We start from the raw sequence: 22,424 nt of genomic DNA, 5'->3' as shown, positions 1-22,424 counted from the left end.
TAAATATATAAAAAGCGATGCTTTTAGTGCGCCAGCAAGCAAGGCGCCTACAACACAATAAATATATACCGAATGTGAAGGTACATTTTGCGTCAGGCTAGCTCAAACAAATAGGCTGCAAATTATTAAACTATTGCAGCCTAGCTATTTTAAGAGCCGCTTACATTAGGTAGAGCAGTTACATTGGTTTGGCTATTTTGTTTTTCTTGCCAGTTGAGGTCGCATATCCCGTCGGTAGGAGAAAATGCAGTGGGTGCTTGCAACAACAGCTTACGTATTAGGGGGTGATCTGTATCATCACATGCAGCTTTAAGCTTACTTAAAAGTGGCTCTAACTCACTCCATGGCATTTTAATTTCTTGCGCACTTAAAATCCTTGGATGGTCAGTGCCAATAACGTTGTCACCAATAAGTAGCTCCTCATAAAGCTTTTCGCCAGGGCGCAGGCCAGTACATTTTATTTCTATATCACCATTTGGGCGTTTTTCGTGCTTAACTTCAAGCCCCGATAAGTGAACCATTTTAGTTGCTAAATCTTTAATTTTAACTGGCTCGCCCATATCTAGCACAAAAACATCGCCACCTACCCCCATGGCCCCTGCTTGAATAACAAGCTGAGCAGCTTCTGGTATTGTCATAAAGTAACGAGTAATATCTTGGTGAGTTAATGTTATTGGGCCGCCTGCTTTAATTTGTTTTCTAAACAGTGGCACAACAGAGCCTGATGACCCTAATACATTACCAAAGCGTACCATTGTAAAACGTGTGGTATCTTGAACCTCAGACAGCCCTTGCAGCACAAGTTCAGCCATGCGCTTTGTGGTGCCCATAATATTTGTTGGGCGCACTGCTTTATCGGTTGATATTAAAACAAACGTGTCTACTTTTGCGTTTATTGCTGCCATCGCTACATTGTAAGTGCCGTAAATATTATTGCGAACACCTTCAACTACGTTGTGCTCTACTAATGGTACATGTTTATAGGCAGCTGCATGGTAAACCGTTTGCACGTTAAAAGTTGAGAACGTTGATTCAACCAGCTTTTTATTTTGTATTGAGCCTAATATTGGCAATACTTCTATATTTAAATTATTTGCGTTGCAGTACTCCGATAGCTCTTTTTCTATTGCATATAAAGCAAACTCCGAAAGCTCAAACAGTACAATTTTTATAGGATTATTTTTAACTATTTGTCTGCACAGTTCAGAGCCGATTGAACCACCCGCCCCTGTTACCATAACTACTTTGTTTTCTATATTTGCCGACATTAAATCTTGGCGAGGTTGAACAGAGTCTCTACCTAGTAAATCGTCTATCTCTACATCTTTAACTTCGTCAAGGTTAGTCGTGCCCGAAACAATATCTGCCATACCAGGTATGGTCATTACTTGTAGTTTGAACTTTTCTATTGCGTTAAGCACCTCTTTACGACGGCTTCTTGAAGTGCTTGGCAGAGCAAGTAAAATTTTATTTGCACATTTTTGTTTGGCTATTTCGGCAATTTGAGAAGGTGCATGCACACATATACCTTGAATTAACGATAAATGCTTTTTAGGGTCGTCATCAATAAAGGCAACTGGTGAGTACTCTGGGCCATTCGCTAAGGCAGTTGCAAGTTGGCGCCCAGCAGAACCCGCACCATATATAATAACGCCTTCTTTACGGCGCATAGTTATTTGCCCCACCACTGCGCGTACGGTAAGCCTTGCCCCGCCTACAAATAAAATACAAAAACTCGCGTATATAAATGGCACTGTACGTGGAACAGGCGCACTTAAAAAGAAAGACAAAACGGTTAGGTAAACAGTAGAAAGTACAACACCTGCAATAATGGCCCACATGGCTTGTGTATTCATATAACGGAGCACGGCCCGGTATAAGCCAAGCTTTACAAAACTTAATAAGCTAAGTGGTAGTACTGTTGCTAGCAGTATCCATGTGTGTGTATTTTTTAAAACAGCAGTGCTATCAAGCCTAAGTAAAAAGGCTAGCCAAAAAGCAACAATAATAAAAATGCTATCTACAACAAGTGATACAACTCTTTTTTGGGGGCGAGGTAAGTTAACTAAGAATTTTAAAAACACAATACATTTCCCTGAAGCTAGCAGTGATACTGCTATTCTATTGGTTACAATTTTACTACAAGATGAACAACTATTGCACTTAATAGTTAAAGACTATATGTAAAAGATTATATAGTCTTTATGTATTTGGTTACTTTTTGTAAATTTGTGTGTTATTTGGCTATTTCACTCTATCGCCACTGCCACTTCCTGTGACTGTTTGTAGTATATAAGTGAAGTAGTATTTTAGGTTAAGTGTAGCAATCATTTTTGCATCGGTTTCAGCTAGTAGTTCTGGGGTAGACATATCTATTTCGTTTACTTGCGCTAAACCTGTTATGCCTGGGCGTACATTGTATATATTTTTCGCATCGCGAGCTTGTGTTAGCTCTTCTTGGTTAAATAGCCCTGGGCGTGGGCCAACTAAGCTCATTTCACCTTTAAGTACATTCCAAAGCTGTGGTAGTTCATCTAACTTTGTTTTACGTAAAAATCCGCCAAATGGTGTAATAGACGCTGTACTTGCTAAGTGGCTAGCTACAGAGGCAGTATCTACGGTCATTGTTCTAAATTTAACTAAGGTAAACGGTTTTTTATTACGACCAACACGCTCTTGCATAAAAAGCGGTGAGCCGGTATCAAATAGGCCTATGATATATAAAATAATTAAAAATGGCATGGCAACTATTAAACCTACCAATGAAAACAAAATGTCGAGTATACGAATCATTAACTAACCTATTTAATTTTTGCTGATAACTTAAAACCATCTTCAACTGAATATGGAGGTGTCCATTTTAAGGTATCTTTTGTATGCGTAATATCTACTTGCAAAGAGCCTATTAAACGATCAACTACATGTTTTTTGCCTAGTATAGAGCCCGCAATTGAAAATAACGTTGTTGGTACTGGAAGCGCTAAGTTTGACTTACCCTGTACCTTAGCCATTAATTGTACCATTTTGGCAGTGGAAAGGTCATGAGCATCACTTACTAAAAACACTTGATTAGCCGCATTTGGGTGATCAACACATACTCTAATTAGATCAACTAGATTATATACAGACACTAGGCTTCTTTTATTTTTATTTATTGATCGAAAGGGTAGAGGAAAACCTTTATTAACTAAACGCATTAAAGATGCAAAGTTAGCCTTTACACCTTCTCCATATACTAACGGTGGCCTTATTATTACTATTTCCATGCCCGTTTGTTGCCCTAAAGCGAGCAACTGCTGCTCAGCCTCTGCTTTTGAAATGCCATATGGATCTTCTGGGGCGCATTCTTGTTCATTAAAAGGCTTACGACCTGTCGTGCTTTCGCCATTTACTTTAATAGTACTTATAAATATAAATCGCTTTACACCAGCTTTAGCTGCTTGATTCGCTAAGTTTAATGTCCCTTTTGTATTTACAGCTCTAAATTCATCTATTGGATTTGCTGAGTTATCGTCCATTATATGTACGCGAGCGGCGCAATGAATAAGTACTTTAACTTCACTTAAATCTAAATCTTGAACTGGGTTACTAAGATCAAAAAATTGATGTTTGTAGCTACCCGTAATTGGCTTGCGCCCTAATAACACGCACTCTTCGGTGTTTATTTTTTTTAGTAGCTCTGTGCCAACAAAGCCACTATAACCAGTAATAGCGATCATAGTTTATTATCCAGCAATCCTTTATATATTTTGATGTGAGTAGTAACGACAGCTTTTACATCAAACTCTTTTTCTGCAAATACTCTGGCTTTAACCCCCATTTCAATACGTTGTTCTGGGCTATTGATTAATTGAATAAATGCATTAGCAAGTGACTGCCCATCCATTGGGGGTACTGCGAGTCCTGTTTCGTTGTCTATAATTGCGTCATTACAACCTGGGTTTGTAGTCGTTACTATAGCTCTACCACATGCTGCAGCTTCAATTAGTACTTTTGGTACTCCCTCACCATAAAATGATGGAAGGGTAACAATATTTACATCTGAGAAAATATTTGGAATGTCGCTGCGGTGGCCTAAATAGTCAATTATTCCCTCATCTACCCATTTATCGATTTCAGATTGCTTTATTGTATTTGGGTTTTCTAGGTCCGGCGTTCCTATAAGCAAAAACTGTGTATTAGGAAACTGGGTTTTAACCGCTTTAGCAGCCTCTATATATTGATAAACACCTTTTTCTCGTAGTAAGCGACATGCCATTGCGATTTTAATGTGCGGGCGGTTTATTTCAGGGATTTGATTATAAACAGATAAGTCAGCCCCAGAGCCTTTAATAAGCACTTTATCGCAAGCCTTAAGATTAGCGACTTCTGTTAGTATTTTTTCATCCGATCTATTTTGAAAGATAACGGTTTTATTTTTGTGCGCTAACGCAACTTTATATACCATGGATGCTATAAATTTAGTTAGCTTTGCTCTAAATGTACTTGCAGTAAATACATAGCCCAAGCCTGATATAGCAGCTACAAATGGTATTTTTTGTTTAATTGTTTTTAATACTAACCCAGCATATAAAACAGGCTTTATAGTTACTGCATGGATAACAGATGGCTGTTCTTGCTTTATTAAATTACGTATAGCTTTGAGTGTTTTAAGTTCATTGCCTATGCTGCCACCACTGCGGGTGAACGGTAGTTCAACAACGTTAAAGCCCATCTCTTTTAGTGCTTGCTTATGCTCGGTAAAATGACAAGCTATAGTGACTGAATATCCTTGCTTAAGCGCTTCTTGCGCTATAGGTAAGCGGTGTGAAATAAAGAACCAATCCACATTAATTATAAAAAGTAATCTCAACTTTAGGATCCTTAGAAAGCTGTATTTTTAGTTTTTATATAAAAATTACAGCCTGTTAAACTAGTTTAAAACAATAAGCTTAAACATTAGGAGAGTTATAGAGGCGCTCATAAGACTCAATATTTTTTATTAGCGAGTAATTACTAATAATGTGCGACCGTGACAAGGAACCTATTCTAGCAGATTCATCTGAGCTTATATTCATAGAGTTATTCATAGCATTACTTAACGATACAGAGTCCATAGGTTTTACTAGTACCCCATAAGGTGATATGACTTGAGCAACTCCCCCGCAGTCGGTTGCAACAACAAGTCTTTCACATGCCATAGCTTCAGCCGCAACTAAACCAAATCCTTCCCAAGCGGAAGATAGCACAAATAAATCAGCGGCAGACATTAGCGCTGGTATATCATTTCGTAAACCTAATAATTCAACATGCTCTTTTAAGCTGAGCTCTTCAAGCTTATTTTCTAAGCCCCTCTTTAAAGGCCCATCTCCTACTATAAATAATTTAAAATCCGTTCGTTGTTTTTTTAGTAATTTAATAGCATTTAATAAATTTGGATAATCCTTGGCTTCTGTGAGCCTACCAACAGCTAACAATACTTTTTTAGAATCAACTTTTAACTCAGCCCTAATTTTAGAACGTGCCTCATCACTAAAACAAAATGTTTCAGTATCAATTCCATTCGGGATTGAAATCATTCGACCTTTTGCTACTGCGCCTCTTCGAATTGACTCATTTACTGCATCTTCACTGACATTTGTTGATATATCAGCCAATTTGTCGGTTATTCGATAAGCCAACATTCGCGCTTTTCCACCTTCATTGTTGCTATGTGAAGTGCTTATTATTTTCTTCACTTTGAGTGATAGCCTCAAGCATCTAGTTAAAATATTTGCATGAACCATATGACTATGAATAACATCTGGTTTGAAACATTTAACAATATTTCTTAATTTAAAATAAGAAGTAACAAAGCTTTTAGCACTCGTGATGTTTAATGGGATAACCTCTATGTTATTATTTTTTGGCAGAACTAGAGCTGAACCAGTTAAATAAACTATCTTGACTTCATAACCTTTTTTTAATAATTCATCGGCCATATTAACAACAACATGCTCAGCACCGCCCATGCCTAAACCGGTTATAACCAGTAATATTTTCATACACACCTAATTTCTCTCAATATACTGCTATAAAAAAGCACTAAAATAGCTAACACCTAATTTAGTTAAACTTTCACTATTTATCGCATTACTCCATAGGTATATATTTACCAACAAAAAAATAAATGAAGAAAAATAGTCTTTGGCGTTCGTGCTTAAAACTATATAAACATAATAAAAAAGCAGGAAAACACTAATCAGGCGACCTGATATTGGGATTGTAAAATAAAAGATTAAATACACCAAAACCCCTAACAGACCAATTTTACCATAAGGTGTTCTGCAAACGTTGTTTAGCCCTCTAAGGTAAAGAAAAAAAAGTAAAAAGCTAAAAAGAATAAACCCGCCCCCACCATTAGTATTATTAACTAAGTGAGATGCTCCTGCTTGTCGAACACCCAAGGAGCTCGCTACAGCTAACATAAAAAAAGATAAAGCAAATAAGGTTGAGCTAAGAAACAATAGCCTTAATTTTAAGTTTTTAATAAACCTTGATAATACATGTTCGTAAAATAAAGCAAAAAATACAATCGCAAAACTTATGTGGAAAAAAAGTAGAAGAAAGCACAAAGGAAAGAAAGGTTTTTTCCCCCAGTATAGATGTACAATCCAAAGTAATAGAACTGTTGCGACCCCCTGTCTAAGTACAACAAGTTGCAGATGAAATGTAAATGAGACAAAAAATAGTAGTGAAAAACCTAAAGCTATTAGTAAATAGTTACGTGCATTTTTCAATATAAAATAAGCAATCGAAAATGATATGAAGAAAACACTAACTCTAGGTACTGTTTCAGGGGAAAATAAAAAACTTAAAACCTTATTATATAATAAAAAAAGAGGTTCATTAAATAGAAGTGTAATAGCACTATATTGCTTAAATATAATTGCAAAGTTACTTGCATAAACAACATAGTTTTCCCTATCTCTAAAGAGCTCATTTGGTAGGGAGGCTAAAAGCAAACCATAGATTAAGGCAGCTAAAAAATAGAAGGCTGCTTTGGGCATAACTACAGGCGAGTTACGTTTATTTATACTAATACTCATCTTTTAAAACGCATCATTTTATAGCTCTTCTAGTAACTTTTTCCAATGCTTTATAATTGCATCTGGCTGATACTCTAAAGCTTTTTCTTTACTCATTATTGAAATGCTTTCACGCTTACTTTTATCATTAATTAACCCCACTAATGCTATTGCAAGTGAATGTGGGTCATTAGGTTTTACTAGTACTCCACCAGTATTATTAAGTACTTCCTCTGGCCCAGTATCGCAGTCAAAACTTACTACCGGTAAACCAAAGGAAAGAGTTTCAAGAAGCACCATTGGAAAGCCTTCAAATCTAGAGCTTAAACAATAAATACCAGCATTATTATAATACTCTTGGATATTATTTGTCTTACCTACAAGCTCTACGCTGCTTGATATGTTATTAGCTGAAATAAAATTAACTAACTTATCTTTATCATCTCCATCACCTACAATCTGCAATTTCCAATCAGGCGCTAGCTTGATTACCTCAACCCAAGCCGACAGCAGAAGATCGAACCCTTTTTGAGGGGCTAAGCGTCCTACACTTAAAACTGTTTTTGATTCACTTTTATATTCAGAATCTTGCACAACAAAGGGGCATGGGTTTGCTATAGCTGTAACTTGAGATTTATGCTTTGTATTAGCTAGCCAATACCTTTTGTCTCTTTCTGTCAAGGTGACAATACTATCGCTATAGCGAGCAGCAAGCTGACGCGAAACTCTTCGACTCGCCCTACCTAAATCACTGTGAAAATTAAAATGCTCCCAACATACATGCTTTACAGGTAAACCTAATACTGAAGGCAATGTAAACAGGGTAAGCATAGATTCAATAGCAATTACTACGTCTATATCATTATCTTTTAAAATTTTTCTTAGTCGATAAATGATTAACGGGGCACGGAGAGATGATCGCCCAGTAGATTTAAAAAGTGATAATGTTTTAATATTATCGCTTAGAGGAAAAAAGGGGTCTTCTCCCCCCATAAGACTGGCAAAAAAAATGTCATAGCCTGACTCTGATAGCTGATTAGCTATAATAGAACCAACTCTTTCTGTTCCACCCGTGTTATTTAAATTACTACATAAAAAAAGTACTTTCATGAAACTCTCTGAAAAATTGAAATTGGTTATTTTTTGCTAGAAAATTACTATTAAAACCTGATCCTAGGACTAAACTCTAGTTCTTTAAAATTCTCAGTTCCAAAATTTACTACCTCTTCAGAAATAGTAGAAAACTCTTCAATACCACTTGAGTTTATAGATAAAACTTTATTGAACTTATTATTAGCCGATTTTCTAACTAAAAGTTCATATGGGAAATCTTTGGGGATAAACTCTGATCCCTGAAAGTATTTTTTGTAGTCTATTTTACTTTTGGGGTGGGGTTTTATATAGAGCTCACTTTCTAGTACCCCCTCAGACTTCAATATTTCCTTATACATATTAATTTCGTATTCAATACTTGAAACCAACTTATCCTCAAAAAATGGTTGCAGCATAAGGATACTTTTACCTTTGAGCTTGGTTGGAGAGAATCCATATATCTCACAAATTTCTGAGTAATCGTTAGTAGATAACTCATTAATTTTTTTGCCTACATTTATAAATTCACATGACAATTTTTTATTATTTTGATATGAATCAGGAATAATAAACGTGTAACGTTTAGCATCAAAGTTATAATCTACATTAAAAAAAACTCTAAAAAAGAGGTTGTTTCTAAACTTAAGATTATTAATTTTTCTATTTAAGTCACCTTCAACCATTCTTTTAGTCATTAAGCCATCGTCGAGTTGAAACAACTTTGCCTTGCATTCTTTTAATTTTAACTCAAAAACATTTCCATATATTTCGTCATAACTCTTAAGTGAATTCAAAAAGTGTAATCGGCTATAGATGGAACTAAATGGTGACTTTAATGAAATTATAGGAAAGTCATCAGTTATCGATACTTTATTTACTTTATCCTTAAGGCGTGAAATAAAATCATTCGAAATTCGACCTTTCACTATTACATAATCATGCTTCTTCCAAGATGGCTCATAAAGCATATATATAAGTAAGCTTCTATACGTATTTTCAATTATCAATTTATTCATTTATTTGTCCGAGTTAAAAGCCATGGCATTTTTACTTTTTTATTTGCAAGTAACCAGGTCATTAAGAACCTAATTAGCATAGAAGCACAGAAAGAATAGGCAGCACCTTTTAACCCAAACATTGGTACTAACATATATAGTAACAAGACGTTCAGCGCACCTGTGAAAATAGTTACAAGTGATAATAGCTTCGTTTCTTTTGAATAAAATATATAGTTAGTTACCATTAAATACATTCCACTGAATACTTGACCAAGTAACAACCACCCTATAATAGTTGCCGCCTTGCTAAAGTTATCACCAGCAACAAATGTAACTCCCCACGGGCCAATTATAAATCCTAATACGGCAACTACACTTAGCAATACAAAATATTTATAGGTGTTTTTTACGATGCTAAATTTTATCGCTGTGTCATTCTTCGTTAAATTTTCGAACAACCAAGGTACATATGCTTTATTAATGGCATCAAATATTATAGATAGGGCACTACTCAGCTGAACAGCTAGTAAATAAATACCAGCCGCACCTAACCCTAAACTATCATTAATAACGTATCGGTCAGCACTAGATAATAAAAAAGCTCCAAATATATGAGGTACTAAAGGAGCACCGAAATTGAGCGCTTCGTAGATACTTTTTTTATTAGGGAGAGTAAAAGTAATTAACTTATGTGCAGCTAGAAGATAAAAAGAAATAATGGCCATGATAATACCGGTGATAAACAAAGCATCAATTCTACCTTGCGCCCCCATTGAAAGCGTCACAACAAATATTAAAGAGCCACATAAATTAAACAAACTATTACTAACTTGTAATACACCATACTTTTTAGCTTCCCCTCTTATTTGCCACTGGCTCAATCTAAATTGAAGAATAAAAGAGCTAAAAGATATTGTTATCGCTAGATATAGCCAATGACTAGGTATTGATAATAATAAAGCAACCTCTTTATTAAATAGCAAAGTAAATAGAACAATCACTGCTGAAGTAAAAAGAAGTATCCATAGACAGTTTGTATTATAAATAGCTAACTCTAATTTACTTATATTTTTATCATAAAACTTACGCCCCGCAGCCCCAACGGTGTTCAAACCGACAAAACCTGCAAGCCCGCCAATCAGTAGTTGAAACATAGCTATTTGACCATATTCTTCAACCGATAAATAACGAGTTAATATAGGCAAAAGTAAAAAGGGTATTACTGCATTTAGTATGTTAGCTAAAAAATATACTGACGTACTTTTAAAAAAGTTGCTCATTAATATTATTTATTTACCTCGAACGAGAACTGGTATACGACTTTATAGATTTTCATAAAGATCCTTTTCTTACTGTGAAGTACTTAAAAACTTAATATTTTGATATTTTATAACTATTGCACATCCATCAAGAATGATTCAGCTACCTTAAAATCAAAATCATCATCAATATCGATTGAGTGGGACTTATCCATATCATAGGCAAATGTACGAGGAAGAGATAAATAACTACTTCCTTCTTTCACATGTTTCACATTAAAAAGGTAAATAGCGCCATTAAGCCGATAGTACTTAGGTAAATCCTGACTTCGTTGCTTTAAAACTGAATCAGGAATAAAGTTAGCTAAGCTAAAATCTGAAGGAAGTGTATTAGACCACAGCGGGGAGTGCTCACACTCAGTAACAGAAACGACAGCATCTGCCGACTTACTTTGAAACATTTCAATAGCACCGTCAATATCCCCTGTTGTTCTTAATGGTGAGGTGGGTTGAAGTAAAAGTACATAATCAAATACCTGCCCACTTTTTTCATAATTCTCTATCGCATCAAGTACTACATCCATACTAGTCGCTGTATCATTAGATAGTATGTCAGACCTTAAGTAAGGTACTTGTGCTCCGCAATTTCTAGCCGTTTCTGCAATTTCAGAGCAGTCAGTGGAAACGAACGTAGAATCTATGTATTTTGAGTGTAAGCTAGCTTCTATAGTCCACTGAATTAATGGTTTCCCTGCGATTGGTAATATATTTTTTCGAGGTAATCTTTTGCTTCCACCTCGAGCAGGAATAATAGCCAAGATTTTTTTATCATTAATCATTATTAATTCCTAACGTATGAATATCTACTTGTGCTTTTTGAAAGTCATCATGACGGCCAACATCTAGCCAATATTCATGTATCGGAAACTTTAAAGTTTTTAAGCCTTCTTTTTGCTTTATCTCAAACAAGCTTGGCATATCTAAGCGCTGATTCTTTGGAAGTGAATTAATAATATTATGCGAAATCACATAAATGCCAGCATTAACAAAGTAACGGTATGTTGGCTTTTCTACCATGCCTGTAATTTGATGCCCTTCACCTTCAATTACTCCAAAAGGAATTTTAACCTCATAGTCACGCACACACATTGTGGCATCGCTAGCCTTTTTAACATGAAAGTCTAGCACTTTAGAAAAATCAACATTCGTTAAAATATCACCATTAATCATAATTAATGGTTCTTCCGGTAAATCATCAGGCAGTAGTGAGAGCGCGCCCCCTGTGCCAAGTGGCGTTTCTTCATGCACATAGGTAATTTCAACGTCAAAATTTTCGCCGTTCCCAAAGTAATCCATGATTACCTCTGGCAAGTAGTGTGTAGAAATATAAAACTTGTAAAAGCCATGATTTTTAAAATTATTAATTAATGTTTCAAGCATTGGCTTGTCGCCCACCTGTAGCATTGGCTTTGGGCAATTATCAGTGAGTGGGCGTAATCGGGTTCCAAACCCACCTGCCATTATAAAAACTGGGTTCTCACGTTTTTCAATTACAAGAGTATCGTATAATGTTTTTAATCCAACGAGTTGCTTATCATCATTAACGATTGGTAGTGATAATATCTTACGCGACTGCATCAGGGCTTTTAAATCATGACTACTTAATGAATCGTTTGCACTTACTGGATTAGTATTCATTATTTCGCTTACTGATGCAGAAAGCTCTATTCCTTGTAATATCCCTCTACGAATATCACCATCTGTTACCGTGCCAATTAACTTGTTGTTGTCAACAACCAAAGCGACCCTTAAGGCCTCTTTATCAATAACTCTTAACGCTTCTTTGATTGAAACTGAAGGCTCAATTACTACTTTTTGCCAATTAACTGTCATTACTTTCTAATCCTTTAACTATTGCGCGCGCACCATAAACAATTGAGTTGGCTGGAATTGATTTTGTTATATTTGCGCCAACACCAATTATACTATTTCGCCCAATAGTAATATCATTAATTAAATTGCTACCCGTAGCGATGTGAACATTATTTTCTATTACAACCTGGCCACTTAATGTAGATCCTGGAGCTAAATGACAGTGTGCACCAATTCTGCAATCATGATCTATTGACGACGAGGTATTTATAATAGTGTTTTCTCCAACCACAGTGCCGATATTAACCACGCAATTATTCATTACTTGAACACCGCAACCTATCATAGAATAATCTGACACTATGGCTGAATCAGAAATGACTGTTGCAAACTCATAACCTAGTTTTTTAAAGCGACTATATATCGCTTCTCTTGCAGATTTATAAGGCATTGAGCCTATACCGTTAACTAACAAAACTTCTTGAGGGTTAAATTTAAGGATATCATCATCGCTGTGAAGTAACTCTATATTATCAAAGAGGTTACTGGCCGCTATTAACTCAGGTGCAACTACACACACTATTTTTTTATTTTGCTTAAGAAGGATCTCTGCTAATACAGCTGCATGTCCCCCCCCGCCAATTATAATAAGTGGCTTATTTTTCATCGAGCAGCTGCCCTATTGAGTAATCTCTAGATGCAGGAGTATCTAATAACTTCCAAAAATTTATTGGCTCTATTCCACCACTGGGGCGTTTTACAGCTAAATTATCTGCAGTGAACACTTCACCTTTTTTAATTGCTTGTGCTGCAACTACACTTTTACGAGCTACGGCTTTATTTTTAACTTCAGAAGGGCGCGGCCCTTTAATGCCATCACCTAATATCTTTTCTACAATACGAATCCCATCAACCATTTCTTTTAATTCGATAGGATCAAGAGAAGCTTTGTGATCTGGGCCTGGCAAAGCTTTATCGACTGTAAAATGCTTTTCAATTAAAACAGCCCCTTTCGCGACAGCAGCAATAGGTACTACAATTCCGGCACTATGATCTGAGTAACCTACTTCTAGCTTAAAGGCATCTTTCATGGTGTCCATGGCATTTAAATTAATATCATTAAATGGTGCTGGGTATTCGGTAGTACAATGTAAAAGTGTAACCTTCTTTTTTAGTAATTGTTTACCTTGTTCAGAAAAGTATGCAGTTTGTAATGCTTCATCTGTTGGATTACCTTCTGGGTTTATATAACCAAAGGCAATGACTGATAGTACTTGCTCTATTTCTGAAAGAGTTGCCATTCCTGTTGATACTATTAAATCGCAGCCGGTTCTAGCATGTTCAAGTACTAATGGCGCGTTTGTAATTTCACCCGATGGCAACTTAAGGCGCGTTATTCCCAAATCATCAACTAAAAACGAAAGGCTTTCTGAATCGAACGCTGTAGATAAAAACTCAATGCCTAAATCATTACAATATTTAACTAGCTTATGATGTGTTTCGTAGCTTAGCTCTAATCGCTTTAGCATTGAGTACTGAGACTCTTTTTGACCACTATTAGTAATTTGGTACTCTGCTTGCTGCGCATCTTCAGTCACTAAGTTTTTAGCTTTAAATGTTTGAAATTTAACTATATCGGCACCAGCTTGATGAGCTGCGTCAACAAGTGAAAAAGCTAAATCGTCACTGCCATTATGATTAACACCAGCTTCTGCAATAATTAATGTCATAGAGTTCTCACTTTAAATCGTAAAAAGGTTTGCTCGGCTCAAACTTTAAAGATTTGAGCATTTGAATTGCTTGAGCACTTGCATTACCTGCGCCATATGGATTTATTATTGTTTCGCCTTTGGTTTTATAACTACCAGTAACAGCAGTCATTATTGCTGCAGAAATAGCGTCTTTTGTTGCTATGCAATTAAGTACACTTTTAGCAGCTAAGCGGCCTTTTTGCCTTACGCCTATATTAACTGTAGGCACATTAAATGCGGGCACTTCAATGATCCCACTTGATGAGTTTCCAATAACAACAGCGGCGTTTTTTACCGTGCTCAGGTAACGCTTTTGTCCCAACGAAGGTATTGCACAAACTCTATTAGGATGTTGTTTAGCATAGTTTTCAAGTATTGGTATGATACGGCGCCCACCGTCATCGGCATTTGGGTAGGTTAAAATAATTTGATGATCTTGAAACTCATCTAACGCATCTAGCAATGCTATAAAGCTTTGCTCTGGAGGCTCTTCACCTAGCGTGACCGGATGATAGGTAACAAGAAAGTAAGGCTGTTTCAAATTAAAACTTAATGAGTTGCCAATTTCATTTACGCTCATAAAGTCACTACGTGCTAAATGGTCAAGGCCAATTGCGCCAATGTTTTTAACCCGTTCAGGTGCTTCACCTAGCTGTATTACACGTTGGCGATACTCTTCGGTTGAGGTTCCGTGTAAATAGCTCAGCTTAGTAATGGCATGACGAATAGCGTCATCATAAGCACCTTCGGTGATTTCTCCACCATGTAGGTGCATAATAGGGATGCGCATTATCATCGCAGTTTGAGCGGCCGCAAGTGCTTCAAAGCGGTCACCTAAAATAACCAATGCATTGGGCTTCAATCGACTTAACGCATCTGTAAATCCAAGTACGCCCAGCCCCATACTTTTAGCGGTACCGACAGCCGTATCTGATGAGAGTAAAATCTCTATTTTTTCATCTATGGTAAAGCCATCTTGCTCTATTTGTTTATAAGTTTCACCAAATTCAGATGATAAATGCATGCCTGAGACTAATAGCTGTAATGTAAGCTCTGGATCACTTTGAATATCTTTTATCAACCAATATAGCAGCCCATACTCTGCTCGAGTACCTGTAAATACAGCTATCTTTTTTGTCATTACAATTTGCCTAAAGTATTAACTGGAGAGCTTGGTATATTAACTAAGTGCGCCTCTATAAACTCTGAATGCCTTAAATCGCCTCTCATTGCCTTTTCAAACATAGGTAAACGATGCATTAATTGCCATACTGGTCGGGTCATTACACCATCAGCATTAGTCTGTTTTAATAGTTTTTCTCGTTCACTTTGATTTGGGCAAATAATGGCGTTTAACCAATAATTTGATTTTGCATAATTAGGCTCAGTGACAAATTTAAAATCAGACCCATTAAAAAAGTCTATATATAAATTCGCAAGGTGGCGTTTATTGTCGATAAATGCGGCCAAATTTTCCATTTGAGCGCAACCAAGTGCTGCGTTTAAGTTAGGCATGCGATAATTAAAGCCCGCTTCATCATGAAAAAATTCATACGGATGAGGCACTTTAGCTGTGGTAGTTATGTGTTTAGTGCGCTGCCCCGACGCTAAGGTTTTGCATAAAACCATACCCCCACCACCGGTGGTAATTATTTTATTACCATTAAAACTAATTGCGCCAAAGTCACCTAGCGTGCCGGTATGCTTACCCTTGTAAAAAGAGCCAAGACTTTCTGCTGCATCTTCTACTAAAGCGATTTGCCACTCGTTACACACACCTATTAACTCATCAAGCTCAACAGGATGTCCAAATGTATGCATTGGAACCACTGCCTGAAAGCGTTGCTTTGTGATTTTATGTATCGGGCCCGACTCGGTTAATACTGCATGTTGCTCTAAAAAAGCAGATAAAGCTTTAGGACATAACCCTAAGCTAACAGGTGATACATCAACAAATGCTGGCTCTGCTCCCATATGATGCAATGCATTGCAAGTTGCTACAAAAGTAAGGGCTTGTGTAATAACGATATCGTTACTTTTAACTCCCGCCATATAAAGCGCTGCATGCAACGCTGCAGTACCATTTACAGTAGCAACAGCTTTTGCGGTTCCTGTGTAATTTTCAATGTGGCCTTCAAAATCATCTACAAATTTACCAACACTAGATACAAATGTACTGCTTATGGTTTCAGATACATATTGTTGTTCATTTCCTGAAAACGTTGGTGCGTGCAAAGGAATAAACTCGTTCGTTTGGTAGAGATCTTTCACAAATGAAACAAGCTGTTTAGTCATGATATATTTGCCTACTTACATTTTACCATCAAGGTATTTACCTGTTTCTTTATGCCCAAAGTCAGGTAGCATTTTAAAGAAAAGTGACACAATTTCGTCTTTTGTCCAAGATTTATTAGTTTTCATTTGAGTAATTGCTTCTTCAAATTCGGCTAACAAAGTTTGGTCGAAAATAGCGTCATTTTTAATAATGCCTAAGTTTTCAAAACGTTCCATATCTAGTGTTTCATTGTCGGTAAAAAATTCTTCAAAGTCTTTTTCGCCGGTAGTGTCACTTTCAGTAAATAAACACGGCCACTTACCTTGAGCGGGTAGCGTTTTTACTAGCTCACGAGCTTCGTCTTCAGTTCTACATAAAAAAGGTTCGTAACCACGATCTTGAAGGTATTTTACAGCAATATCTGCAAAGGTAATTAAGTGTAAAGCTTCACTTAGTTTTGGAAAGAAAATGTCTCTATTTTCACCAAAAATACATGACATTAAACAAAGTTCACCAGACTCTTGGGGTGTAACAAAATAGCGTTTTATATCGCTAGGAGCAACTATTGGTTGTTGCTTTTGTATACGCTGGTTAAAGCCATGTAATAATGACCCATCTGAAAAAGCAACGTTGGCAAATCGAGCGGTAGAAATAGCGATTTCTTCGCTTTTACGCATCAAAAACATTTCCATAATGCGCTTTGAAGCCCCCATCATATTTACTGGGTTTGCTGCTTTATCGGTAGATACACAAAAATATTTTTTTGCACCACAATCAATCGATTGCTGAATCGTTTTATCAGTATTAAATACATTTACGTCTATCATACGCATCAAAGTAAATGGGTCTTTCTCACTGCGTACATGTTTAAGTGCTGATAGGTTCAATACATAGTCATATTGACCATCTGCTTTTATAAACGCATCGTATTCTACTGAGCCAATATCAAGCGCGAATGTTTGAAAATCGCCGTCGATATAGCCAAAAGAACTACGAACATCACGCACTAACTCAACCATGTTATTTTCGCTAATATCAACAACATGCAGTTTTTTCGGGTTGCGTTTAAATATTTCTTTAGTGACAGCTTGGCCTATTGAGCCTGCACCTCCCAAAACAAGAAATCGTGACCTTTTAACTATATTTCCTAATTCAAACTCTTTTTTAGGAATATCGATTGAGAATAGTTCCTTACTACGTCCGATTAACGGTAAAATTTGACTCATTTGGGATAACCTTTAAATTTAAGTTTTCAAGATACAGATATAATGGCGATTAGAATAAAATATAAAATGATAGAAAATAGATATATTCCTAACGCATCAAACGTAACCTATTAAATGGAAGTGTTTGTGTTACTTTTCGTTTTTAAAAAAGCATTTACTGACTACAATAACTACCCCTAAAAATCCACCAAGAAGAAAACCGAAAATACAAATTAGCGCACGGCTTGGCTTAAACTTTTTTTCTGGCACTAAAGCTGGATCAATCGTTTTAAAAACGTATTCATCTCGTACATTTGCGAACATTATTGTTTTTGTTTGCTCTTCTATTAATTTATATAAAACAGTTCGAATATCTGCAATTTTAGTCTGCTCTAATTGCTTAGTTAAAAATTCAGTACTTTTACTAGCCTCTTCAACATCTCTAGACTTCATTACACTATTAATATCTTGAATTAACCAATTAACCCACTGCTGCGCTATTACTGGGGAAACATGCTCAATAGAAATAGTGATCATTCCACTTTCTTTGTTCATATTTGCTGTAATTAATTGGCTAAACTCTTCATAAGCTTCCTGCATTGATGGTTCTGGTTTAAAGGGGGCTTTTACTTCTCTAATCCATTTTTTATCTGTGTTGTTATATATTTCTTCATCGTATTCAATACTATTATCTAATGGGTTCCATGACTTAACAGCCATTAAGTTAGGTAAAATATTATGTTTTTTAATAAACTCAGATGTGAATTGGCGCGACTTTAAAACCTCGAGAGCTAATTGAGTTTTACTAGCTGTAGCACTACCGCTCAAATTAACTCCAGCTAAACTAGCTAAACCACCAAACTGGCCTGCTAATGCTCCCAAGCCACCACTTTGTTCTTGCTCCGCTGCAGCAAGTAATGCTTCTGATTTATAAACATTAGGTTTCTCTAAAGCATAAAATACAGACGCAATAGAAACTATGCCTGTAATTAAAATTATTAACCATTTGTCTTTCCATAAGATTTGAAATAGCTCTGTCAAATTAACTTCATCATCAGAAACAACATAAGTAGAGCTACTTTCATTTAGATGTTTTGTATTTTTTAAGTGATTTTCCATTTAAATCTCATAAGTTAGGCTATTAGCTATCAAAATTGTAAAACTTGAACTATCACGTCAAGTTATTATTTTTGGGTTAAGAGCTTTCCGTTACCGCGCAACTAGTAGCCCCTATATACCATCTAAAGGTTTATTTTAAATTCGAGAGTATACTGAAGCGTTAGGAAGACAACGTTTTACAAATAAAGCCAATATCTTCCTGACACCTCTATAAATATTAGATACCGCTTATTGCTGCTACCGCTACACCTAATTGATACATAATCTGTGTAGCTGTGCTCCAAAGCGTTAGCTTATCCATATGACTTGCATCCATTGGGACTACAATGGTATCTCCGGCCTCTAATTGCTCTGAGTTATTAGCTGCAAACCAGCCACCTGTATTTGGTATTTTTACAGAGCCGTTCGCTTTAATGATATAAACTCGGTCTTCATCAGCACGCTCTTTTAACCCGCCACTTAAATCAATATAATCGTCAACACTTACACCTGCTTTATATAGGTGTGATGTTGAGTAATTAACTTCACCAATAACGCTAATAGAGTCACGTTTGCTTGGTACGTACAACACATCACCGTTTTGAAGGACTAAGTTTTGCTTGTTTTCAACAATGAGTGGTAAGTCGATAACTAAACGCCCTACGGCTTCAACGCTTGCTAAATCATTTAATAGCTTATTCATTTCATCATACGAAAGTGAGTTACTACTCACTGAGTTTTGGAAGCTTTTTGAGGCTATGTCGCGGCGTAGCTCAGTTGATAAACGGGCTAGTTGTTGCTGCTCTTGCTCTTTTATAGAAGCACGAGTAAATATTGCTGCTTTTTGCTCTGCAAACTCAGAGAAGCCGCCAGCGCGTTCAAGTAGCTCTGTTAGTGTTTCGCCGCGGCGTATTGTGTAGGTACCAGGGAATCTTAGCTCGCCTTTAAGTTCTACTTTTACATTTTCTTGCCAGTTAGGGATAGCGAATACGTTAATGCTATCTTTACTTTGCAGCGTAATATTGCTTTGTAAATCTCCACGCATCGCGCTTTCTAGGTCTAAACGTAAATGCTCTATTTTAGACGCGTCGCTAGCAACAATACGTGTGATTTCGGCTTGTTTTACGTAGGCAGACTCTAGTAAGCCACCTGCAGCGGTTACTAAATCACGTACATCACCACCTACCATTAGCGGGTAAACACCAGGGAACGTTACATTGCCGCTAATTTCTACTAGCTGCATAGCCTGATCTACAGAGGCCTGTTGCTTAAATTTAGCAATAATTGGCGCTAGTAAGTTATGGCGACTAAATAAAGCGTAATCTTCAGGCTTGAGCTCTAGCTCAGCTTCTTCTTTAGCTTTGCGCTTTGACATTTCAGCGAGTGTAAGGGCTTTATTTTCTTCAAAAATAAGCTCCTTTTCTTCTTGGTTTATACCAATGTATTTTTCAAACTCTTTTTGCTGATAAGTGTGCCATTGCTCAGCCTTTCGCTGCTGCTCTTGCTGCTCTTGGCTTAGGGCCATATTAGCAAGTGCTGATTTTTCAGCTTCTTTTTCTTCAAAGCGGCTAAAAACTATAATTTTGTCATTAGCTTTTAATGCTAAATTGTTTTCAGGGTTTTTAATAATGGCTTGGGCTACATCAAACTGGTGTGCTTCTATATCACCATTTATGTTAATTTCGCGAATTACTAGGCCGTAGCTTAAATCGGCTTGTGGAAGCAGGTCACCACGTACTGATTTTAAAACATCAGAAATACGCTTTCCTTGATACCATTGGTAATTACCCGGGCGCGCTACAGCACCAATTAAGCTTACAGAGTTTTGGTATTGTGAGCTTACAGAATTAAAGCGAACGCGGTCGCCATCTTGCGGAATGTAGTTAATTTGCGGTTTAGTAAAATCAACTGATAGCACTGCTTTGCGATCAAAATTAAAACGCTCTACCACTGCATTTTTAGCATAAGCGCCTGGCTTTAGGCCACCCGCCATTGTGAGTAACTGCTTAGCTGTTTCACCTTTTTTAAGCTCAAATATTGCTGGGCGTTTAACTAAGCCATCTACAGCAACTTGTGCCCCTACGGGTGGTACAAATACCACGTCTCCAGGCTTTAGTACTATATCGTTACTGCTATCGCCATTGATTAGTAAATCGTAAAGGTCGAAATTAGCTACTGTTTTACCAGCACGTTTTACTTGTATGTTACGCAGTGATGCAATGTCAGACACACCACCACTTACAAACAAGGCGTGTGATACGGTTGTTAAAGACGATACGCTGTAGCTACCTGGTTTGTAGGCTTCACCTAGTACAAGTATGCGCATACTACGCAGTTGGCCCAGTGAAACAAAGGCTTTTACACCGATCACTTCTTGCTCAACTTTTACTTTTATTAGTTCTTTTATTTCGGCAAAGGTTAAGCCAGCTACTTCTACAGGGCTTAAATCGGGAATGCTAATGCGGCCTTCGCGGTCAACCGTTACATCAAAGCTATCGCTTTCTTTCCCATAAAAGTTAATTTTTAGTTGATCGCCTGGACCTACTATATATGTGTCGGGTACGGCTGCATTTTCGCTTGGCATAAAGGTGGTGGGTTCACCAGCAAAAAGCTCATAACCATAAGGCTTTAGCTCTTCTGTTTTTGGCTTAAAACGCTCTTCGTCAGTTAAGTCTTCTTGCTCTTTTTCTTTTCGTTCACCAATCGTTGACTGCTGCTCATTTGAGTTTTCGTCATTTGACTGATTTGCACCGGTGATTGTAGAAATATCTACACCGTATTGTTTTGCTAGGGCTTCTTGTTGGGCTTTTGGCAACTTTTTAAATTGCTCAATTTGTGAGGCCGTTGGCGTAAAAGCCATGCTACTAAAACTACAAAGTAGAATAAAAGCAGTAAAAAATTGTGTAAAAACTTTCACGAGTAGGTATATCCCTAGGTCTACAACCAAAATTGGTGGCTATAATACATTAAACACAAACAAATAAAAAAGGGACTTTCGTCCCTTTTGTCACTTAAATGTCATTAAATACGGTTTTTAGGTTAAAAACTGTAAACTAACGTTAATGAGGTTTCTGTATCTGTGCTTTCTTCATCATCAGCAACATCTGAGTTGTTGGTTACGTTAAAACCGACTTTCATTTGCAGCGAGCCATTTATTTTTGTTAGCAGTGCTGTTTCTGAACGCGTTTTGGTGTTCGAATCACCGTACTCAACCGATACAAGCTGAGTAAAACGTGCGTTGTCTGAAATTTGCCAGTTATAATCAAGCTTACCTAAAGCAATGACCTCACTGTCGCTCTCGCCTGCAAGTAGGTTGCCATCTTCATCAACCTGCGTGCTGTCGTCTGAGTATTCAAAAAATTTGTAACCCGGACCAAACTCTGCATTTAACCACATATCTGGTTGATCAATTAAACGTAAGCCGTAACCAGCAGAAATTACAGATTCAGTTCTATACGCGCCAAAATAGTCTGAAACGTGTGAACCATAAATGAACAAGTGCGAATTTTCGTCACTTATTTTGTAATTACCTTGCGCAGACGCTGAATACTTTTCGTTTGTACGTTGCTTTTCTTTGTCGCCGTCATCACCTTCAACTTCATCTTCTTTATAGATGCCGTCGATTTTGTACTCGTTGTTCCAGTTTTCTAGGTGATGTAATACCTTTAAACCGCCTTTTAACGTTGTAGTTTCAGTATTACCGCTCGTGACGATAGCACCAAGCTCGCTTGTTACTTCCCACGTTTTTTTCTCTGCGTCTGCTGCGAATGCGTTAGTTGCAGCAGAGGCTGCAACTAACAGTGTCAAAAGCTTTAATTTCATTAAAAA

At 36.9% G+C, this 22,424-nt stretch carries 19 protein-coding genes; all 19 read right to left on the bottom strand.

Annotated elements, in window-relative coordinates; all coding sequences use genetic code 11:
* Positions 1-149: 149 nt before the first annotated feature.
* Entirely contained in the window at positions 150-2,084 is a 1,935-nt protein-coding gene (locus AABI99_RS09155; RefSeq protein WP_338365372.1) for a nucleoside-diphosphate sugar epimerase/dehydratase, read from the bottom strand.
* Positions 2,085-2,244: 160 nt separating this feature from the next.
* Positions 2,245-2,793 carry a sugar transferase gene (locus tag AABI99_RS09150; protein WP_338365371.1) on the bottom strand — a complete coding sequence of 183 codons (549 nt, stop codon included), beginning with the start codon at positions 2,791-2,793 and terminating at the stop codon, positions 2,245-2,247.
* Positions 2,794-2,801: 8 nt separating this feature from the next.
* Positions 2,802-3,719 (bottom strand): SDR family oxidoreductase, encoded by a 918-nt coding sequence (locus AABI99_RS09145; protein ID WP_338365370.1) that lies wholly within the window; start codon positions 3,717-3,719, stop codon positions 2,802-2,804.
* Positions 3,716-4,852, bottom strand: coding sequence for a glycosyltransferase family 4 protein (locus AABI99_RS09140; RefSeq protein ID WP_338365369.1), 1,137 nt, complete (start codon positions 4,850-4,852; stop codon positions 3,716-3,718). The genes AABI99_RS09145 and AABI99_RS09140 overlap by 4 nt, the downstream gene beginning before the upstream one ends.
* Positions 4,853-4,931: 79 nt before the next feature.
* The gene (locus AABI99_RS09135; protein ID WP_338365368.1) at positions 4,932-6,023 is read right to left on the bottom strand and encodes a glycosyltransferase; all 1,092 of its coding nucleotides are present in this window, start codon (positions 6,021-6,023) and stop codon (positions 4,932-4,934) included.
* A gap of 27 nt (positions 6,024-6,050) precedes the next feature.
* Positions 6,051-7,067 carry an EpsG family protein gene (locus AABI99_RS09130; RefSeq protein ID WP_338365367.1) on the bottom strand — a complete coding sequence of 339 codons (1,017 nt, stop codon included), beginning with the start codon at positions 7,065-7,067 and terminating at the stop codon, positions 6,051-6,053.
* An 18-nt stretch (positions 7,068-7,085) separates the two neighbouring features.
* Positions 7,086-8,156 (bottom strand): glycosyltransferase family 4 protein, encoded by a 1,071-nt coding sequence (locus tag AABI99_RS09125; RefSeq protein ID WP_338365366.1) that lies wholly within the window; start codon positions 8,154-8,156, stop codon positions 7,086-7,088.
* 50 nt (positions 8,157-8,206) lie between these two features.
* A complete protein-coding gene (locus tag AABI99_RS09120) occupies positions 8,207-9,154 on the bottom strand; it encodes a polysialyltransferase family glycosyltransferase (protein ID WP_338365364.1) in 948 nt (315 codons plus the stop codon).
* A complete protein-coding gene (locus AABI99_RS09115) occupies positions 9,151-10,416 on the bottom strand; it encodes an oligosaccharide flippase family protein (protein WP_338365362.1) in 1,266 nt (421 codons plus the stop codon). Before AABI99_RS09115 ends, AABI99_RS09120 begins: the two co-directional genes overlap by 4 nt.
* 113 nt (positions 10,417-10,529) lie before the next feature.
* Positions 10,530-11,234 (bottom strand): acylneuraminate cytidylyltransferase family protein, encoded by a 705-nt coding sequence (locus AABI99_RS09110; protein ID WP_338365361.1) that lies wholly within the window; start codon positions 11,232-11,234, stop codon positions 10,530-10,532.
* Positions 11,227-12,288 carry a nucleotidyltransferase family protein gene (locus tag AABI99_RS09105; protein WP_338365360.1) on the bottom strand — a complete coding sequence of 354 codons (1,062 nt, stop codon included), beginning with the start codon at positions 12,286-12,288 and terminating at the stop codon, positions 11,227-11,229. The genes AABI99_RS09110 and AABI99_RS09105 overlap by 8 nt, the downstream gene beginning before the upstream one ends.
* A complete protein-coding gene (locus AABI99_RS09100; protein ID WP_338365357.1) occupies positions 12,278-12,934 on the bottom strand; it encodes an acetyltransferase in 657 nt (218 codons plus the stop codon). The genes AABI99_RS09105 and AABI99_RS09100 overlap by 11 nt, the downstream gene beginning before the upstream one ends.
* On the bottom strand, positions 12,924-13,997 hold the full coding sequence (neuB, locus tag AABI99_RS09095; protein ID WP_338365356.1) for an N-acetylneuraminate synthase: 1,074 nt from the start codon (positions 13,995-13,997) through the stop codon (positions 12,924-12,926). The genes AABI99_RS09100 and neuB overlap by 11 nt, the downstream gene beginning before the upstream one ends.
* A gap of 7 nt (positions 13,998-14,004) precedes the next feature.
* Positions 14,005-15,159, bottom strand: coding sequence for a UDP-N-acetylglucosamine 2-epimerase (neuC, locus tag AABI99_RS09090; protein WP_338365355.1), 1,155 nt, complete (start codon positions 15,157-15,159; stop codon positions 14,005-14,007).
* Positions 15,159-16,313 carry a LegC family aminotransferase gene (locus tag AABI99_RS09085; RefSeq protein WP_338365354.1) on the bottom strand — a complete coding sequence of 385 codons (1,155 nt, stop codon included), beginning with the start codon at positions 16,311-16,313 and terminating at the stop codon, positions 15,159-15,161. The genes neuC and AABI99_RS09085 overlap by 1 nt, the downstream gene beginning before the upstream one ends.
* Before the next feature lie 15 nt (positions 16,314-16,328).
* Positions 16,329-17,519, bottom strand: a complete 1,191-nt coding sequence (locus AABI99_RS09080; RefSeq protein WP_338365353.1) for a UDP-N-acetylglucosamine 4,6-dehydratase — start codon at positions 17,517-17,519, stop codon at positions 16,329-16,331.
* 129 nt (positions 17,520-17,648) lie between these two features.
* Positions 17,649-18,617 (bottom strand): Wzz/FepE/Etk N-terminal domain-containing protein, encoded by a 969-nt coding sequence (locus AABI99_RS09075; protein WP_338365352.1) that lies wholly within the window; start codon positions 18,615-18,617, stop codon positions 17,649-17,651.
* 217 nt (positions 18,618-18,834) lie between these two features.
* Positions 18,835-21,456, bottom strand: a complete 2,622-nt coding sequence (locus AABI99_RS09070) for an SLBB domain-containing protein (protein WP_338365351.1) — start codon at positions 21,454-21,456, stop codon at positions 18,835-18,837.
* Positions 21,457-21,635: 179 nt separating this feature from the next.
* The gene (locus tag AABI99_RS09065; RefSeq protein WP_338365350.1) at positions 21,636-22,418 is read right to left on the bottom strand and encodes a DUF481 domain-containing protein; all 783 of its coding nucleotides are present in this window, start codon (positions 22,416-22,418) and stop codon (positions 21,636-21,638) included.
* Positions 22,419-22,424 lie beyond the last annotated feature (6 nt).

It is taken from the genome of uncultured Pseudoalteromonas sp., from assembly GCF_963922945.1.
Classification (GTDB): Bacteria; Pseudomonadota; Gammaproteobacteria; order Enterobacterales; family Alteromonadaceae; genus Pseudoalteromonas.
Note: the sequence above shows the minus strand (reverse complement) of the source record. Positions and strands in the feature narration are given on the sequence as shown.

What these genes read in the sequence shown, in the direction of transcription:
- AABI99_RS09145 (WP_338365370.1), bottom strand. Translation starts at nt 3,719, where the DNA reads ATGATCGCTATTACTGGTTATAGTGGCTTTGTTGGCACAGAGCTACTA.
- neuC (WP_338365355.1), bottom strand. Translation starts at nt 15,159, where the DNA reads ATGACAAAAAAGATAGCTGTATTTACAGGTACTCGAGCAGAGTATGGG.
- AABI99_RS09105 (WP_338365360.1), bottom strand. Translation starts at nt 12,288, where the DNA reads ATGACAGTTAATTGGCAAAAAGTAGTAATTGAGCCTTCAGTTTCAATC.
- AABI99_RS09075 (WP_338365352.1), bottom strand. Translation starts at nt 18,617, where the DNA reads ATGGAAAATCACTTAAAAAATACAAAACATCTAAATGAAAGTAGCTCT.
- AABI99_RS09135 (WP_338365368.1), bottom strand. Translation starts at nt 6,023, where the DNA reads ATGAAAATATTACTGGTTATAACCGGTTTAGGCATGGGCGGTGCTGAG.
- AABI99_RS09130 (WP_338365367.1), bottom strand. Translation starts at nt 7,067, where the DNA reads ATGAGTATTAGTATAAATAAACGTAACTCGCCTGTAGTTATGCCCAAA.
- AABI99_RS09115 (WP_338365362.1), bottom strand. Translation starts at nt 10,416, where the DNA reads ATGAGCAACTTTTTTAAAAGTACGTCAGTATATTTTTTAGCTAACATA.
- AABI99_RS09085 (WP_338365354.1), bottom strand. Translation starts at nt 16,313, where the DNA reads ATGACTAAACAGCTTGTTTCATTTGTGAAAGATCTCTACCAAACGAAC.
- AABI99_RS09070 (WP_338365351.1), bottom strand. Translation starts at nt 21,456, where the DNA reads ATGGCTTTTACGCCAACGGCCTCACAAATTGAGCAATTTAAAAAGTTG.
- AABI99_RS09125 (WP_338365366.1), bottom strand. Translation starts at nt 8,156, where the DNA reads ATGAAAGTACTTTTTTTATGTAGTAATTTAAATAACACGGGTGGAACA.
- AABI99_RS09080 (WP_338365353.1), bottom strand. Translation starts at nt 17,519, where the DNA reads ATGAGTCAAATTTTACCGTTAATCGGACGTAGTAAGGAACTATTCTCA.
- AABI99_RS09120 (WP_338365364.1), bottom strand. Translation starts at nt 9,154, where the DNA reads ATGAATAAATTGATAATTGAAAATACGTATAGAAGCTTACTTATATAT.
- AABI99_RS09100 (WP_338365357.1), bottom strand. Translation starts at nt 12,934, where the DNA reads ATGAAAAATAAGCCACTTATTATAATTGGCGGGGGGGGACATGCAGCT.
- AABI99_RS09110 (WP_338365361.1), bottom strand. Translation starts at nt 11,234, where the DNA reads ATGATTAATGATAAAAAAATCTTGGCTATTATTCCTGCTCGAGGTGGA.
- neuB (WP_338365356.1), bottom strand. Translation starts at nt 13,997, where the DNA reads ATGACATTAATTATTGCAGAAGCTGGTGTTAATCATAATGGCAGTGAC.
- AABI99_RS09065 (WP_338365350.1), bottom strand. Translation starts at nt 22,418, where the DNA reads ATGAAATTAAAGCTTTTGACACTGTTAGTTGCAGCCTCTGCTGCAACT.
- AABI99_RS09150 (WP_338365371.1), bottom strand. Translation starts at nt 2,793, where the DNA reads ATGATTCGTATACTCGACATTTTGTTTTCATTGGTAGGTTTAATAGTT.